This is a genomic window from Halotalea alkalilenta, assembly GCF_001648175.1.
Lineage (GTDB): Bacteria > Pseudomonadota > Gammaproteobacteria > Pseudomonadales > Halomonadaceae > Halotalea > Halotalea alkalilenta_A.
The window spans coordinates 1,203,467-1,218,320 of sequence record NZ_CP015243.1 but is presented as its reverse complement, the minus strand read 5'-3'; the positions used below and the strand labels follow the sequence as shown (position 1 = coordinate 1,218,320).

At 65.0% G+C, this 14,854-nt stretch carries 13 protein-coding genes; 7 read left to right on the top strand and 6 right to left on the bottom strand.

The features are described 5' to 3' along the window. Positions 1–2 precede the first annotated feature (2 nt). Complete coding sequence (gene tatB, locus A5892_RS05390; RefSeq protein ID WP_064121929.1) at positions 3–515, top strand: Sec-independent protein translocase protein TatB; 513 nt, start codon at positions 3–5, stop codon at positions 513–515. Position 516: 1 nt separating this feature from the next. Further along, the gene (tatC, locus tag A5892_RS05385; RefSeq protein WP_223302795.1) at positions 517–1,314 is read left to right on the top strand and encodes a twin-arginine translocase subunit TatC; all 798 of its coding nucleotides are present in this window, start codon (positions 517–519) and stop codon (positions 1,312–1,314) included. 70 nt (positions 1,315–1,384) lie between these two features. On the opposite strand, the gene A5892_RS05380 is transcribed toward tatC, so the two are convergent. Further along, positions 1,385–2,629: an FAD-dependent monooxygenase gene (locus A5892_RS05380; protein WP_064121927.1), complete on the bottom strand. Its 1,245-nt coding sequence runs from the start codon at positions 2,627–2,629 to the stop codon at positions 1,385–1,387. A gap of 48 nt (positions 2,630–2,677) precedes the next feature. Further along, positions 2,678–3,118 (bottom strand): VOC family protein, encoded by a 441-nt coding sequence (locus A5892_RS05375; protein ID WP_064121926.1) that lies wholly within the window; start codon positions 3,116–3,118, stop codon positions 2,678–2,680. A gap of 226 nt (positions 3,119–3,344) precedes the next feature. Here A5892_RS05375 and A5892_RS05370 point away from each other — a divergent pair, with 226 nt between their 5' ends. The 3 genes from A5892_RS05370 to A5892_RS05360 all read left to right on the top strand — a co-directional run bounded on the left by A5892_RS05370 (position 3,345) and on the right by A5892_RS05360 (position 6,095). Next, entirely contained in the window at positions 3,345–3,884 is a 540-nt protein-coding gene (locus tag A5892_RS05370; RefSeq protein ID WP_064121925.1) for a DNA-3-methyladenine glycosylase I, read from the top strand. A 135-nt stretch (positions 3,885–4,019) separates the two neighbouring features. Then, the gene (locus A5892_RS05365) at positions 4,020–5,108 is read left to right on the top strand and encodes a metal-dependent hydrolase (RefSeq protein WP_064121924.1); all 1,089 of its coding nucleotides are present in this window, start codon (positions 4,020–4,022) and stop codon (positions 5,106–5,108) included. A 51-nt stretch (positions 5,109–5,159) separates the two neighbouring features. Then, positions 5,160–6,095, top strand: a complete 936-nt coding sequence (locus A5892_RS05360) for a LysR family transcriptional regulator (protein ID WP_064121923.1) — start codon at positions 5,160–5,162, stop codon at positions 6,093–6,095. Here the strand turns inward: A5892_RS05360 and A5892_RS05355 are convergent. Together A5892_RS05355 and A5892_RS05350 are read right to left on the bottom strand one after the other, a co-directional pair. After that, on the bottom strand, positions 6,077–7,774 hold the full coding sequence (locus tag A5892_RS05355) for an ATP-binding protein (RefSeq protein ID WP_064121922.1): 1,698 nt from the start codon (positions 7,772–7,774) through the stop codon (positions 6,077–6,079). The genes A5892_RS05360 and A5892_RS05355 overlap by 19 nt on opposite strands. After that, positions 7,774–8,475 carry a winged helix-turn-helix domain-containing protein gene (locus A5892_RS05350; protein ID WP_223302794.1) on the bottom strand — a complete coding sequence of 234 codons (702 nt, stop codon included), beginning with the start codon at positions 8,473–8,475 and terminating at the stop codon, positions 7,774–7,776. The genes A5892_RS05355 and A5892_RS05350 overlap by 1 nt, the downstream gene beginning before the upstream one ends. Positions 8,476–9,248: 773 nt before the next feature. On the opposite strand from A5892_RS05350, the gene A5892_RS05345 reads away from it, so the two are divergent. Continuing rightward, entirely contained in the window at positions 9,249–9,539 is a 291-nt protein-coding gene (locus A5892_RS05345) for a hypothetical protein (protein ID WP_064121921.1), read from the top strand. An 11-nt stretch (positions 9,540–9,550) separates the two neighbouring features. On the opposite strand, the gene A5892_RS05340 is transcribed toward A5892_RS05345, so the two are convergent. Beyond that, on the bottom strand, positions 9,551–9,949 hold the full coding sequence (locus A5892_RS05340; RefSeq protein ID WP_064121920.1) for an MAPEG family protein: 399 nt from the start codon (positions 9,947–9,949) through the stop codon (positions 9,551–9,553). A gap of 30 nt (positions 9,950–9,979) precedes the next feature. After that, a complete protein-coding gene (locus A5892_RS05335) occupies positions 9,980–10,600 on the bottom strand; it encodes a flavin reductase family protein (protein ID WP_064121919.1) in 621 nt (206 codons plus the stop codon). A gap of 273 nt (positions 10,601–10,873) precedes the next feature. On the opposite strand from A5892_RS05335, the gene putA reads away from it, so the two are divergent. After that, positions 10,874–14,812: a trifunctional transcriptional regulator/proline dehydrogenase/L-glutamate gamma-semialdehyde dehydrogenase gene (gene putA / locus A5892_RS05330; RefSeq protein ID WP_064121918.1), complete on the top strand. Its 3,939-nt coding sequence runs from the start codon at positions 10,874–10,876 to the stop codon at positions 14,810–14,812. Positions 14,813–14,854: the final 42 nt, after the last annotated feature.

The window sequence follows — 14,854 nt, the reverse complement described above, 5'->3', positions numbered from 1 at the left end:
CGATGTTCAACTTCAGCTTCGGCGAACTGCTGGTGATCGGGGTGATCGCCCTGCTGGTGCTCGGCCCCGACAAACTTCCCGGCGCCGCGCGTACCGCGGGGGTGTGGATCGGCAAGATAAAACGCACCGTCGGCAATCTCCAGCACGAGATCACCTCCCAGCTCGAGGCGGAGGACCTGCGCCGCGAGCTGAGCAAACAGGGCAAGCGGATCGACGGCGGAGTGAACCGTGCCCGCAAGGGCTTCGAACGGTTCACCTCGGAGTTCAATGGCGCGGCCTCCTCGTCATCGCGCCAGCCGCCGCTCCCTCCCTCTCGCCCCGAGCCCCCACCGGCTCCAGCCGAAGTGCGCGCAGCCCCCCTGCCGCCGCTGCGCCCGCCCTCGCGCCCGGTGATCGCCCGCGCCGCCCTCGATGCCCCGTTGCCGTCTCCAGAGCGCTCCACCGAGGAGCCGACCGGCACGCCGATCGAGTCGTCCATGGATCCATCTCCTTCGAGCAACCAGCGGAATGACTGACGTGTCCAGAGACTCCGATCCGCGGCCCGAAGAAGAGCAGCAGCAGGCACCGCTGCTCGATCACCTGATCGAGCTGCGCTCGCGGCTGATTCGCGCGCTGCTCGCGGTGCTGGTGGTATTCCTCTGCCTCTACCCGTTCTCCAACACCCTCTACACTTTCGTTGCCGAACCGCTGATGGCACTGCTGCCGGCGGGATCGCAGATGATCGCCACCGAGGTCACTTCGCCGTTCCTCGCGCCGCTGAAGCTGACCCTGATCGTCGCCTTCTTCATCGCGGTACCCTACGTGCTCTACCAGGTCTGGGCCTTCGTCGCGCCAGGCCTTTACAGTTCGGAAAAACGCCTGGCGTTGCCGCTTCTCGCCTCCAGCGTGATTCTCTTCTATGCGGGCGCCGCGTTCGCCTACTACGTGGTCTTTCCGCTGATGTTCGCCTTCTTCACCGGCACCGCCCCAGCGGGCGTGCAGGTGATGACCGACATCAACGCCTATCTCTCGTTCGTGCTCAAGCTGTTCATCGCCTTCGGCATCGCCTTCGAGATTCCGATCGCCACTTTCCTGCTGATCCTCACCGGTGCGGTGACGGTCAAGGACTTGGCGGCCAAGCGCGGCTACGTGGTGATCGGCTGTTTCGTCATCGGCATGCTGCTGACCCCGCCCGACGTGCTGTCGCAGACGCTGCTGGCGATTCCGATGTGGATATTGTTCGAGGCAGGCTTGCTGGCCGGTCGCTTGGTGAAGCGCCAGCGCGGCGGCCGGGGCACCGCCCCGGACGAAGGCGAAGAGCAGAACCCCTCCTGAACCGACAGTGCGCCGGGGAGCCCCTCGGCGCACTGCGTACCACTCCTCTTGCTGCCAATTCCTGCGCCGATCAGCACGCCTTGCGCTGCGCCCAGAGATGGCCTGGCAGCGCGCGCAGCACACCGAGCCAGGGAACCTGACGGGGATCGTCCTGTTCGCAGTTGAGCCCTACCAGCGACTCCAGCGGCCCGGCTACGCGAAACAGCAGCCGCCGCGCCTGGCGCGACAGTGGATCCTCGCGCCGGAACAGCCGGCAGATCTCGTTGGTGGCCCGATAAAGCGGCCACGCGGTGGCATGGGCGCGGCGAGAGACCCGCTCGAGCACCTGCCCGTCGCTGAACTCCTCGCCCTGCTGCCGCGCGGCGAGCAGCTCGGCAACCAGGGAGCGTGCATTGATCAGGCCCAGGTTCAATCCATGGGCGGTGATCGGCAGCATGCCCACCGCGGCATCGCCAAGCAGCACGGCACGCTCGACGTGAAAGTGCTCGGCATAGTGGCTGGCCAGCGGCACGTCGAAGCGCCGGGACTCGAGCCGGATCTCCCCCAGCTCGTCGCCGAGCAGCTCGCCGAGCCAGGCGGTGAAGGCCTGGTCATCGAGCGCCTTGAGCCGCTGGGCCTCGCTCCAAGGCAGCATCAGCGCCAGCGAGCTGTGGCCGGCACAGAGCGGCAGCGTGGCGACACAGCCTCCCGCCTCGAAGCGCTGGACGGTCCAGCCATCGTGGTCTCGCGAATGAGCGACCCGGCAGCAGAGCATGCGCAGCGCATAGTCATGCTGCCGCACGCCGATGCCCAGCAGCGCGCGCAGCGGTGAACGGCGCCCATCGGCGACAGCGACGAGCCTCGCCTCGACGCACCTGTCGTCGTCGAGGGTCAGCCGGGCGCCGCGCGCGTCTCGCTCCACCGCTACCGGCTTGGCACCGAGATATTCGACCACACCTCGACGCCCGCTCAGCGCCTGGAAGGCGAGCTCGCGCAGCCGATGCTCCGGGACGAAGGCGCCGATCGAGCTCTCCCCTGGGGCGGGGGCGAAATCAAGACTGCTATCGGTGAGCCGATCGACCACGCGGGCACCACGGATCGGCGAGCGCTCCTGCTCGCTCAACCCTTGGATCACGCCGAGCGACTCGAGCCAGCGCAGGCTGGCGCTCGAAATCGCCACGTCACGCCCGTCGAACTCTCCCGCGGCCAGATCATCGGCGGACTGCGGATCGATCACCGCAACGCTGAGCCCGCCCTCGAGCGCGGCAAGCGCGGTGCAGAGGCCGACGCTTCCAAGCCCGACGACGGCCAGATCGACTTGGTTTTCGCTACTCATCCCGAGCCTCCTCGTTCAGGGCCGCGCGGTGCGCGGCGGATTAGGCGGCTACCAGCTGCCGGTATTTTCCATCGATGCCCAGGGCTCGGCCGGCGCGAGTGGCTCGCCACGCTGAAGCAATTCGATCGAGATACCGTCGGGGGATCTCACGAACGCCATGTGGCCATCACGCGGCGGGCGGTTGACGACCACCCCGGCGTCGAGGAACTTCTGGCACAGCGCGTAGATGTCGTCGACCCGATAGGCCAGGTGACCGAAGTTGCGACCGCCCTGGTACTCTTCCGGGTCCCAGTTGTAGGTCAGCTCCAGCTCGGGTGCCTGGAGCTCACTTGAACTCTCCAGATCGCTGGGCGCGGCGAGGAAAACGAGGGTGAAACGTCCCTTTTCGTTCTCCTTGCGACGGACCTCCTCGAGGCCAAGCAGGTCGCAGTAGAACGCGAGCGACGCATCGATATCTTTGACTCGCACCATGGTGTGCAGGTATTGCATGTTCCTCTCCTTGGAAAATGGCCTTGGAAAATGGCCTTGGAAAGCGACCCTTGGAAGATCGCCTTGGAAGACGGCTGTGGAAAACTTGGCCAGCGGTGAAAAACCTCATGGCATGCCACGAGGCCCGTCCACGGGGCCATGGGCCAGCTGGTATAGATGCTGTCATAATCGCGCTTTTCAAGCCGCAGGGCGAATGCCATCGGCCGCAAGCGACCTCGGAGCATGGATGAGCGACTACTGCCTTAGTGCCATCGACCACCCTTGGCATGGCCCCTATCACGACCGTGAGTATGGCTTCCCCTTGAACGACGACGACGCCCTTTTCGAGCGTTTGGTCCTCGAGATCAATCAGGCCGGGCTCTCCTGGCTTACGGTACTGAAAAAGCGCGCGGCCTTCCGCGCCGCTTTCGATGGCTTCCAGGTCGATCGCGTCGCCGCCTACGGCGAAGCCGAGCGCCAGCGGCTGTTGGAGGATGCCGGTATCATTCGCAATCGGCTCAAGATCGATGCGACGATCCACAATGCTCGCGTGATTCTCGCGCTGCGCGAAAGCCACGGCGGCTTCAAGGCGTGGCTCGACGCCCATCATCCGCTACCGCTCGCCGACTGGGTGAAGCTGTTCAAGCGCCATTTCCGCTTCACTGGCCCGGAAATCGTCAACGAGCTGCTGATGAGCACAGGCTATCTCCCAGGGGCCCATCACCCCGATTGCCCGGCCTACGCCAAGGCGCTGGCCGCCGAGCCGCCCTGGGCGCTCACGCGCTGAGCGGAGCGGGCGCATCGGGTCCGGCAGTTGGCGAAAGGGCCGCCGGACACACGGCGGTAAGCTGAAGATCAACGACTTGCGTCGCAGTCATCGCTCGACGAATCTTGTCGATCGTCTCACCCATAGGATCCAACGATGGACTCGATCACCCAGGCCGTTCTTGGTGGCAGCATCGGCGCCACCGTACTCGGCCGACGCCTAGGTCGACGCGCGGTACTGCTCGGCATGGCGATAGCGACACTACCCGACCTCGACGTAATGTTCGATGCAGGCGATCCGATCGCCAACTATAGCGAGCATCGCGGCATCACCCATTCGCTTCTGACCCTGCCACCCTTCGCAGCGCTATGCGCCGTCCTGGCCTGGTGGATCGGCCGCCGCCGGGGGCGGGGGCGAGACACGCCGCCGATCTCGCTGGCACGATGGTGGTGGTTCTTCGCCCTGGCGCTGGTCACCCATCCGCTGATCGATGCCTTCACCACCTACGGCACCCAGCTGCTGTGGCCGCTGACACCGCCACCGACCAGCTGGAGCTCGATCGCGATCATCGATCCGCTCTATACCCTGCCGCTGCTCGTGGCGGTGATCCTGGTGCTGTGCCGGGGAAGTCGTTCGGTGCGCGCAGCGCCGATCGCGCTCGGACTCTCGACTCTCTACCTGGGGCTCACCCTGGTGCTCAAAGGCTGGGTGGTCTCTCAAGTCACCCCGGTGCTGATCGAGCACCGCTTGCAGGACCGCCCGATACTGGTCCAGCCGGTGATGCCGACCAGCCTGGTCTGGCAGCTGGTGATCAGCGACGGCGAGCGCTATCACCAAGCCTACGTCAGCATCTTCGATCACCAGGACCAGATTCGCTTCGATACCTTCTCACGCGGCGCGGAACTCGAAGACGCGGCGCTGTCGACCCCTGGTGGACGGCGCATGGCCTGGTTCGCCGGTCCTTTCATCGGCTATCGGGAAGACCAGGGGAGGCTGGTGGCCAGCGACCTGCGCGTTGGCATGCCTGGCGTCGAGGTATTCAGCTTCACCATCGCCCAACGCGACGCCGAAGGAGAGTGGCAAGCCTTGACCACCTCACAGCAGGGCCCCATGGCACGCCCGGCCCCGGCCCAGCTCTCATCGCTGGCGCGCCGGCTGTTCGACGCCGGTGCGCTTTGCACGGCGGACTACGGCGGACGAACGCGCCTCGCCTCGAGCCTGCCCCAGTGCGCGACTAGCGAATGAACATGAATGAAATTAAAGTAAAGACCAATCAGGCTGAAAAAATCGAATCCAATGCTCGAGCTCCGTCATCTCCGCACCCTCATCGCCCTACGTGACTCGGGCTCGTTGGTGGAAGCCGCCGAACGGGTGCACCTCACCCAATCGGCGCTTTCCCACCAGCTCAAGGAGCTGGAAAATCGCCTTGGCGATGCATTGTTCGTGCGCAAGACTCGTCCGGTGCAATTCACCCCCTGCGGCCAGCGGCTGCTCGCGCTGGCCGAGCAGGTGCTGCCCCAGGTAAGGATCGCCGAGCGCGATGTGGCACGCCTCGCTGCGCGTCGGGACGCACGGCTGCACATGGCGATAGAGTGCCATAGCTGCTTCCAGTGGCTGATGCCGACGATCGATGCCTTCCGGCACGTTGCCGCCGACGTCGAAATCGACATCCTCGGCGGCAACGTGTTCGAACCTCTCAACGGCCTGGTACGCGAACAGCTCGACCTGGTGATCACCGCCGACCCCCAGGCGCTGCCGGGGATTCACTACCAGCCACTGTTTCGCTACCAAAGCCTGCTCGCGGTCGCACCCGATCATCCTTTCGCCGGGCGTGAGTGGATCGAACCCGAGGAGCTACGCGACCAGACGCTGATCATCTACCCGGTCGAACATACCCGCCTCGATGTATTCACCCGCTTCCTCACCCCCGCCGGGGTCTATCCCCAGGAGGTGCGCAGCGCCGAGCTGACGATGATGATGATGCAGCTGGTGGCCAGCGGCCGCGGGGTCTGCGCGCTGCCGAACTGGGCGCTGACCGAGTATCTGGAGCGCGACTACGTCAATGCGGTGCGGCTCGGCGAGCAGGGAGTATGGGGCACGCTCTACGCGGCGATTCGCGGCGAACAGCGGGAGTTGGGCTGGATGCAAGCCTTCCTCGACACCGCCAAGCGCACCAGTTTCGAAGTGCTCGACGGCATCGAACCACCTGAGGATCAGCCGCTGGCTTCCTGACCAGGACCAGGGCTAGGACTGCTGGGCTCGCGCCGCCGTCGACGCAGCAGCCTGCCGCGACTCTGCTCGCGCTGCGGCACCGGCAGCAGCAGTGAGAATCGTGCGCCGCCAAGGGAGGGCGAACTGGTCACCACGACCCGACCGGCGTGCCAGCGCACGATCCTGGCCACGATCGCAAGCCCGAGGCCATAGCCGGATGGCCGCTGGCCGCGCGCAGGCTGGCGCCGCGCGCGGCTGCCATCGAGCCGGGCGAAGGGCTGGAAGATCCGCTTGCGCTCGCTCCTGGGCACGCCCGGGCCATCGTCGTCGATGTGCAGGCAGGCGACCCGCCCGATCCGCTCGAGGCGGATCTCTACCCGTGAATCCGCATACTGGCATGCGTTGCTGATCAGGTTCTGCAGCGCGCGGGTGAGATAGCGCACGTCGGCGAGCACCCAAAGCTCGTCGAAACCAGCGTGCGTGATCGAAAGCTGGGCATGCAGCGGCGCCAGCCCCTCGACCAGCTCGACGACGATACTCCGGACGTCGCACCACTCGCTCGCCAGCGGCATGTGGCCGTCGGCGGCGCTATCCACCCGCGCGTAGGTGAGAATCTCATCGATCAGATGGTCGAGAGACTCGATGTCGTTGTCGACCTCTCCGAGCTGCCGACGAATGGTCTCGGATTCGCTGATGTCGCTGATCATCTGCAGCGCGAAGCGAATCCGCGCGACGGGAGTACGGAACTCATGGGAGACCGCGCGCATCAGGTCCTGCTGGGCCCCGAGCGATGCCTGTACCTGGCTCGCCATCGCGTTGATCTTGATCGCCAGCTGGGTGAACTGGGAGTCGTGCTCGATCGACGCGCGGACATCGAAGTCGCCGGCGGCTATCTTGCCCGCGCTGACCTCGAGCTCGTTCAGACGCCGGTCGTCGCGACGTATCATCCAGTAGCCGATCAGCACGTTGAGCAGGCTGAGTATCAATGGCAGCGCATAGAGCAGCCAGACGGGCGCCTGGGCGAAGATGCCGACCGGGCCGACCGCGATCCAGCGACCATCGTCGAGCATCACGTAGAGCGTCACGGATGGGGCACTAGGGTTGATGTTGAGCACCACCTGCCGGTCCACCAGCCGCTGCAGCTGCTCGTTGCTCAACCCATCCGGCGTGCCGTTGCCCATCCCCATCGCTATCGAACTGCTCGAACGCAGGCGCTCGAAGCGAGCATCCCGAGCGTCCCAGGGGACCTCCTGGATCCAGTCACGCATCATCGCCATCAGCTCGAGCGGCAGCTGCTGGCTGAGCGATACCGAGTGCATCACCAACGCCCGGCTACCGTCGTCGATCAGCCGGTACAGGCTCCAACCGCTGTTACCCTCTTCGATGACCACCTGCCCGCGCTCGAGGCGCATCCGCTGCCAGCCGCTGAGCCCCAGGGTGACCGGATCGACGATCGAAAGCCCCGAGCCGAGCCTGCGCGAATTCTCCTCGAGCCACGCATCGCGATAAGCGGCCGGCTGGTTGTCGACCAGATAGCCGATCAGCGCCATCGGCGTACTCGCCAGGCGCTCGCGATAGCCCTGCTCACGATAGGATTCGTAAGCCCAGATCGAGACGATGCAGCCGACCAGGATCAGCAGCTGCATCAGTACCAGGGTCAGGTAGACGCGCCGGTAGGAGGCGCGAAACGGTTGGAACATCAAACATCCCGAACGAAGAGATAGCCCTTGCTGCGCACGGTCTTGATCCGCTGGGGATGGTGAGGATCATCGCCGATCTTCGGCCGGATCCTCGAGACACGCACGTCGATCGAACGATCCTGCCCATCGTACTTGATCCCGCGCAGGGCGGAGAATATCTCCTCGCGGGTCAGCACACGGCCAGCGTTGGAGGCCAGGAACCAGAGCAGGTCGAACTCGGCGCTGGTCAGGTCGATGCGCTCGGCGTTGAGCCAGGCTTCGCGAGTGCCGGAATCGATCACCAGGTCGCGAAACTCGAGGCGCGCCTCGGCGGGTGCGCTCTCGAGCACTTCGGAGCGACGCAGCAGCGCGCGCATGCGCGCCAGCAGCACCCGCGGCGGCACCGGTTTGGGGACATAGTCGTCGGCGCCCATCTCGAGCCCGAGCACCTGGTCCATGTCATCGGTCCGCGCGGTCAGCATTAGAATCGGTCCGGGGAACTGCGGGCGTACGCGACGGCAGATGGACAGCCCATCCTCGCCCGGCAGCATAAGATCGAGGATCACCAGATCAGGACGAAGTGCCAGAATCCTCTCGACACCTTTCGCACCGTCGTGTTCGACACTGACCTGGAAGCCGCTGCCTTCCAGGTACTCCCGCGTCAGCGACGCGAGACGCTCGTCATCCTCGATGATCAGGATATGGTCGTTACGAGTTTCCAAGACGCGCTCCAAGGCTCGAAGTCGTATGACGCCGTCATATCGAGGGTTCAATCATGACGGCGAATGGAGATACTGAGATTCGGGGGCTTTTATACCTTGATCGCCATGATGCTGACAAAACAAAGGTAACAAATGATAGTTGTTCTCATAACCAGCGAGCACGGGAGCCGTCCCATCAAGCCCAATTGAAAACCGCTTTCCGATAGAAAATTTTTCTGGCCCATCGCGCCCAAGCAGGACGCGGATCGAGCTGCCGATCTCAAACCACACACAGCTTAGTCACAACTTATCCACTTGTGGGGGGAGGCTATCGATTCTATCGTGGCCGAGGAGATTCCCATCCCGAGGCTTTAGCAGCGCAGTATCGAGCCTCGAGATTCCAAACCACCGTGCGGCAGCATGCGGATTCGACCATGCCCTTGCAGGGGCGCACCGAATCGCTCGACGAAGCCGCAGCGTCGCACGAGTTCTTGATGTCCCGGCAAGATCGTTTCAAACGACTTTTTTCAAACTATTGGAAGGACACGAGAGATGCCAAAGCCAATGTTTCGTGACCCTGGCCCCGTGCCCTAGCACGGCGCAACAACGAGAAACGCCCAGTGTTGCAGCACTGGGCGTTTCGAGCGGCTCCGAAGGTTGCAGCCTCCGGGGCGAATGTTAGGCAGGCTTCCGACCTCCCCACTACGTGTTTCCAATAGTGGTCGGAATTCCTGTCGCCGTCAATCTCGTGCCGAAAAAATGGTGCGAATAGCCGATGCAAGAGGAATCCGACCATGGATCGCTACATCATCACCTGCGACATTCCCGCCGACACCGAGCGCTATGACAAGGTCCTCCAGGCACTGTCCAAGTGCGGCAGCTTCACCCGCGTCACCGACTCCACCTGGCTGGTCGCCACTCGGCTACCGACGCGCGAGCTGTTCCTGCGCCTGCGCATGCACACCCATGCCCAGGACACCCTCTATCTGCTCCGCTTCGACGATGCATTGGAAGGCTTCGGCCCGCGCCGGATCAACCAGTGGATCGAACTCACCGAGAACCAGCCACGGGCGGCCAACGGCTGACGCCGGGGGCGTCAGCCAGGTATCAGCAGGTTGAGGATCAGCAGCACCAGGCCGAACAGGCCCACCGCCCAGACCAACGAACGCAGCCACGGCACACCGAAGGCATAAAGCGGCAGGTAGATCACTCGCGCAAGCAGGTAGAGCCAGCAGCCCCAAAGGGTCATGCTCCCCTCGACCCCGGCGAGGTGATTGATCACCACCGCGGCGAGGAACAGCGGCAGGGTCTCGAACAGGTTCGCCTGGGCGCGAAACAGCCGCGCCGTCATCGTGCCCATAGGCGGGCCCGGACGGTCGCGCGGACCTGCGTTGTAGCCTATCCCGGTCTCACGATTGCGCGCCATCGCCGGCAGCAGCAGTTGAATGACCGCCAGCAGCAGGGCCCAAGCCGCCAGACTCAATTCAGTACTCATCGAAGTCTTCCCTCGTTCGCGCGCGCCGCTTCAGCCTTGCGGCCGGAACATCACGAACCGCTGCGCCTCGCTGATGGTGAAATAGTCGCCAGGGCCGCCGCCTCGCAGTACCGGCTTGCCCGCGACGGTATCGTAGATGCCGTCTTTCAATAGCGCGGTGTCGATGTGCACTCCGACCACCTCGCCCAGCACCAACCAGGTATCGACCTCATCACCCTTGGCGGTTCGCAGCCGCACCACCTGGGTCGCCCGGCACTCGAAGGACACCGGCGCCTCGGCGACCCTGGGCACGGCGATCTCATGCGACGGCGTCGGGGTGAGGCCGGCGAGCATGAACTCGTCGGTCGCGGGCGCCACCATCGCGCTGGTGGCATTCATCCGCTCGGCGAGCGCCTCGGTCGCCAGGTTCCAGACGAACTCCCCCGTGCGCCCGATGTTACGCACGCTGTCTTTGTAGCCGACGCTCGAGAAGCCGATGATCGGCGGCACGTAATTGAACGCATTGAAGAAGCTATAGGGAGCGAGATTGAGATTCCCGGCCTCGTCGTGGGAGGAGATCCAACCGATCGGCCTCGGCGCAATGATCGAATTGAACGGATCATGGGCCAGCCCGTGCCCCTCGCTGGGGCGGTAGAAGTGTTCGTCGCGCATCGTCGATTCCTGGTCGAAGTCTCGCTTCACTCTAGCAGCCCTGGCCGCCGGCCGGGCACGAGGTGATTCTCATGGCGGGAAATCGGCACCTTTTCAGCGCCACCCCGCCCAGGTTGCACCCAACTGGTGCTCGTTCTGCACTGGCCATCCTCCTTTAGCCGAGGAGGGGAAGAACTTGGGTTGCAACTAGTTGCACTACCCTCTTGGGCACCTTAATCTCGCTCGACGTTCATCGTCTTCGGACACCTTCTTCAAGCGTCACGCGAGAGCACCATGGCCAATACCACAACGATGGGTGTGAAACTCGACCAAGCGACCCGCGACCGGCTCAAGGCCGCCGCCCAGTCGCTCGACCGCACGCCGCACTGGCTGATCAAGCAAGCGATCTTCAATTGCCTCGAACAAATCGAAAACGGACGCGGCTTCAGCCTCCAACCCGACGGCGATACGGCCGAGCGCGAAGAGCTCGGCGAGGCGACGCCTCCAGCCGCCCAGCCGCAGCCTTTCCTCGAGTTCGCCGAGAGCATCCTGCCCCAGTCGGTGCTGCGCGCAGCGATCACCTCCGCCTATCGGCGCCCCGAGCAGGAAATGGTGCCGATGCTGCTCGAGCAGTCGCGGTTGCCGAAACCGCTCGCCGAATCGGCCCATCAGCTCGCCTATCGGCTCACCGAGCAGCTGCGCAGCCAAAAGAACGCCGGCGGCCGCGCCGGTATGGTCCAAGGGCTGCTGCAGGAGTTCTCGCTCTCCTCCCAGGAGGGCGTCGCACTGATGTGCCTCGCCGAGGCGCTGCTGCGCGTACCGGACAAGGGCACGCGCGACGCACTGATCCGCGACAAGCTCAGCGGCGGCAATTGGCAGCACCATCTAGGGCGCAGCTCATCGATGTTCGTCAACGCCGCGACCTGGGGCCTGCTGGTCACCGGCAAGCTGACCGCGACCCACAACGAGGCCGGGCTCACTTCTTCGCTCAACCGGATCATCGGCAAGAGCGGAGAGCCGCTGATCCGCAAGGGTGTCGACATGGCGATGCGCTTGATGGGCGAGCAGTTCGTCACCGGCGAGACCATCGGCGAGGCGCTCGCCAACGCGAGCCGTCACGAGGCCAAGGGCTTTCGCTACTCCTACGACATGCTCGGCGAGGCGGCGCTCACCGAAGAGGACGCCAAGCGCTACCTGGCCTCTTACGAGCAGGCGATCCATGCGATCGGCAAAGCCTCCAATGGCCGTGGCATCTACGAAGGCCCAGGCATCTCGATCAAGCTCTCGGCGCTCCACCCGCGCTACTCGCGCGCGCAATACGACAGGGTGATGGACGAGCTCTACCCGAGACTCAAGTCGTTGACGCTGCAGGCCAAGCAGTACGACATCGGGATCAACATCGACGCCGAGGAAGCCGACCGGCTGGAGATTTCACTCGACCTGCTCGAGCGGCTCTGCTTCGAGCCCGAGCTCGCCGGCTGGAACGGTATCGGCTTCGTCATCCAGGGCTACCAGAAGCGCTGCCCGCTGACGATCGACTACCTGATCGACCTTGCCCGCCGCAGCCGTCGCCGGCTGATGATCCGACTGGTCAAGGGCGCCTACTGGGACAGCGAGATCAAGCGTGCACAGATCGAGGGGCTCGAGGGCTATCCGGTCTATACCCGCAAGGTCTACACCGACGTATCCTACCTCGCCTGCGCGCGCAAACTGCTCGCCGCCCCCGAGGCGATCTACCCGCAGTTCGCCACCCACAACGCCCATACGCTGGCCGCGATCTACCATCTCGCCGGACAGAACTACTACCCCGGCCAGTACGAGTTCCAGTGCCTGCATGGGATGGGCGAGCCGCTGTATGGACAGGTGGTCGGCAAGAGCGGGCTCAATCGGCCGTGCCGCATCTACGCCCCGGTAGGCAGCCATGAGACCTTGCTCGCCTACCTGGTGCGCCGCCTGCTCGAAAACGGTGCCAATACCTCGTTCGTCAACCGGATCGCCGACCATTCGATCTCGCTCGAAGAGCTGGTGCGCGACCCGGTCGAGGAGGTCGAACGCTTGACCGCCAGCGAAGGTGTCCAGGGCCTGCCGCATCCGCGCATTCCGCTGCCGGTCGAGCTCTACGGCGGCGAACGCGCCAACTCCAGCGGCCTCGACCTCTCCAGCGAGCACCGCCTGGCATCGCTCTCCAGCGCGCTGCTCAATGGCCTGAACCATCCGCTCGAAGCACGCCCCTTGCTTGCGCGCGCGACCGCGCCCGGCACACTCGAGCCGGTGCGCAACCCCGCCGACCAGCGCGACGTCGTAGGCCAGGTGCAGGAAGCAGGCGATGCGGACGTCGCTGAAGCGCTGGCGGCCTCGATCGAGGCCGCGCCGATCTGGCAGGCCACTCCGCCCGCCGAGCGTGCCGCCGTGCTCGAGCGCGCCGCCGAACTGATGGAAACGCAGATCCAGCAGCTAATGGGCATATTGGTACGCGAGGCCGGCAAGACCTATGCCAACGCGATTGCGGAGGTGCGCGAAGCGGTCGACTTCCTGCGCTACTACGCGGTGCAGGCCAGAACCCACTTCTCCAACGATACCCATCGCCCGCTGGGGCCGGTGGTCTGTATCAGCCCATGGAACTTCCCGCTGGCGATCTTCACCGGCCAGATATCGGCCGCCCTCGTCGCAGGCAACACCGTACTCGCCAAGCCGGCCGAGCAGACACCGCTGATCGCCGCGGCCGGTGTACGCCTGCTGCTCGAAGCGGGGCTTCCGGCCGGCGTGCTGCAGCTGCTACCCGGGCGCGGCGAGACGGTCGGCGCGCGCCTGGTCGCCGATCCTCGAGTCAAAGGGGTGATGTTCACGGGCTCCACCGAGGTGGCCAAACTGCTGGCCAAGAACCTCTCCGGACGCCTCGACAGCAACGGCCGCCCGGTACCGCTGATCGCCGAGACCGGCGGGCAGAACGCGATGATCGTCGACTCCTCGGCGCTGCCAGAGCAGACCATCCCCGATGTGATCAACTCCGCCTTCGACAGCGCCGGCCAGCGATGTTCTGCGCTGCGCGTGCTGTGCGTACAGGAGGACGTCGCCGAACGGGTGCTGAAGATGCTCAAGGGCGCGATGGCCGAGTATCGGATCGGCAACCCAGAGAACCTCTCCACCGACATAGGCCCGGTGATCGATCTCGAAGCGAAGCAAACCATCGAAGCGCACGTCGAGCGGATGCGCGCCAAGGGCCGCCGGGTATTCCAGGCCGCCCTGGGTGATACCGAAATGCCAACGCACGGGCTTTTCGTCGCGCCGACGCTGATCGAGCTCGAGAGCCTCGACGAGCTCGAGCGCGAAGTATTCGGCCCGGTGCTCCACGTGATCACCTACAAGCGCCAGGAACTCGACTCGCTGCTCGAGCGGATCAATGCCAGCGGCTACGGCTTGACCATGGGCATCCATACCCGCATCGACGAGACCATCGCCAAGGTGATCGCCAAGGCCCAGGTCGGCAACCTTTACGTCAATCGCAACATCGTAGGCGCCGTGGTCGGGGTACAGCCGTTCGGCGGCGAAGGGCTCTCCGGCACCGGCCCCAAGGCCGGCGGCCCGATCTACCTCACCCGCCTGCTCTCGGTGCGCCCCAACGGCGTACCGCTCAGCGTAGCCGACAAAGAGGGAATGTCGACCACCCAGCGCGAGGCCATTCTCCCGGCGCTCGAACGCTTCGAACGTTGGGCCCGCGAGCAAGGGCAGCCCGAACTGGCCGACTATTGCCACCTCCTGGCCGAACTAACGCCGAGCGGTGTGACGCTGGTACTGCCGGGACCGACCGGCGAGCGCAATACTTATATCCTGCTGCCCCGCGAGCGGGTGCTGTGCCTCGCCGATCACGGCCAGGACCTGCTGACCCAGCTAGCGGCGCTACTCGCGGTGGGCAGCCAAGCGGTCTGGGTCGGGGACGAGCAGAGCAGGCGCTGCCTCGCCCAGCTGCCGGAGGAGCTGCGCGAGCGGATCGAGCTGATCGATGACTGGCAGGCGGACGGCGTCGAATTCGATGCGGTGCTCCACCACGGCGACTCCGACGCACTGCTCGACGTGTGTCGCGCGGTCAGCGCCCGTCCCGGGCCGATCGTCAGCGTCTTCGGCCTCGCGCGTGACGAGCGGGCGATACCGATCGAGCACCTGCTGGTCGAGCGCGCCCTGAGCGTCAATACCGCCGCTGCCGGCGGCAATGCCAGCCTGATGACGATTGGCTGAGCGGGCCCCTCCCGGCCAACCCTCGGGAGGGGCGCGGACCCG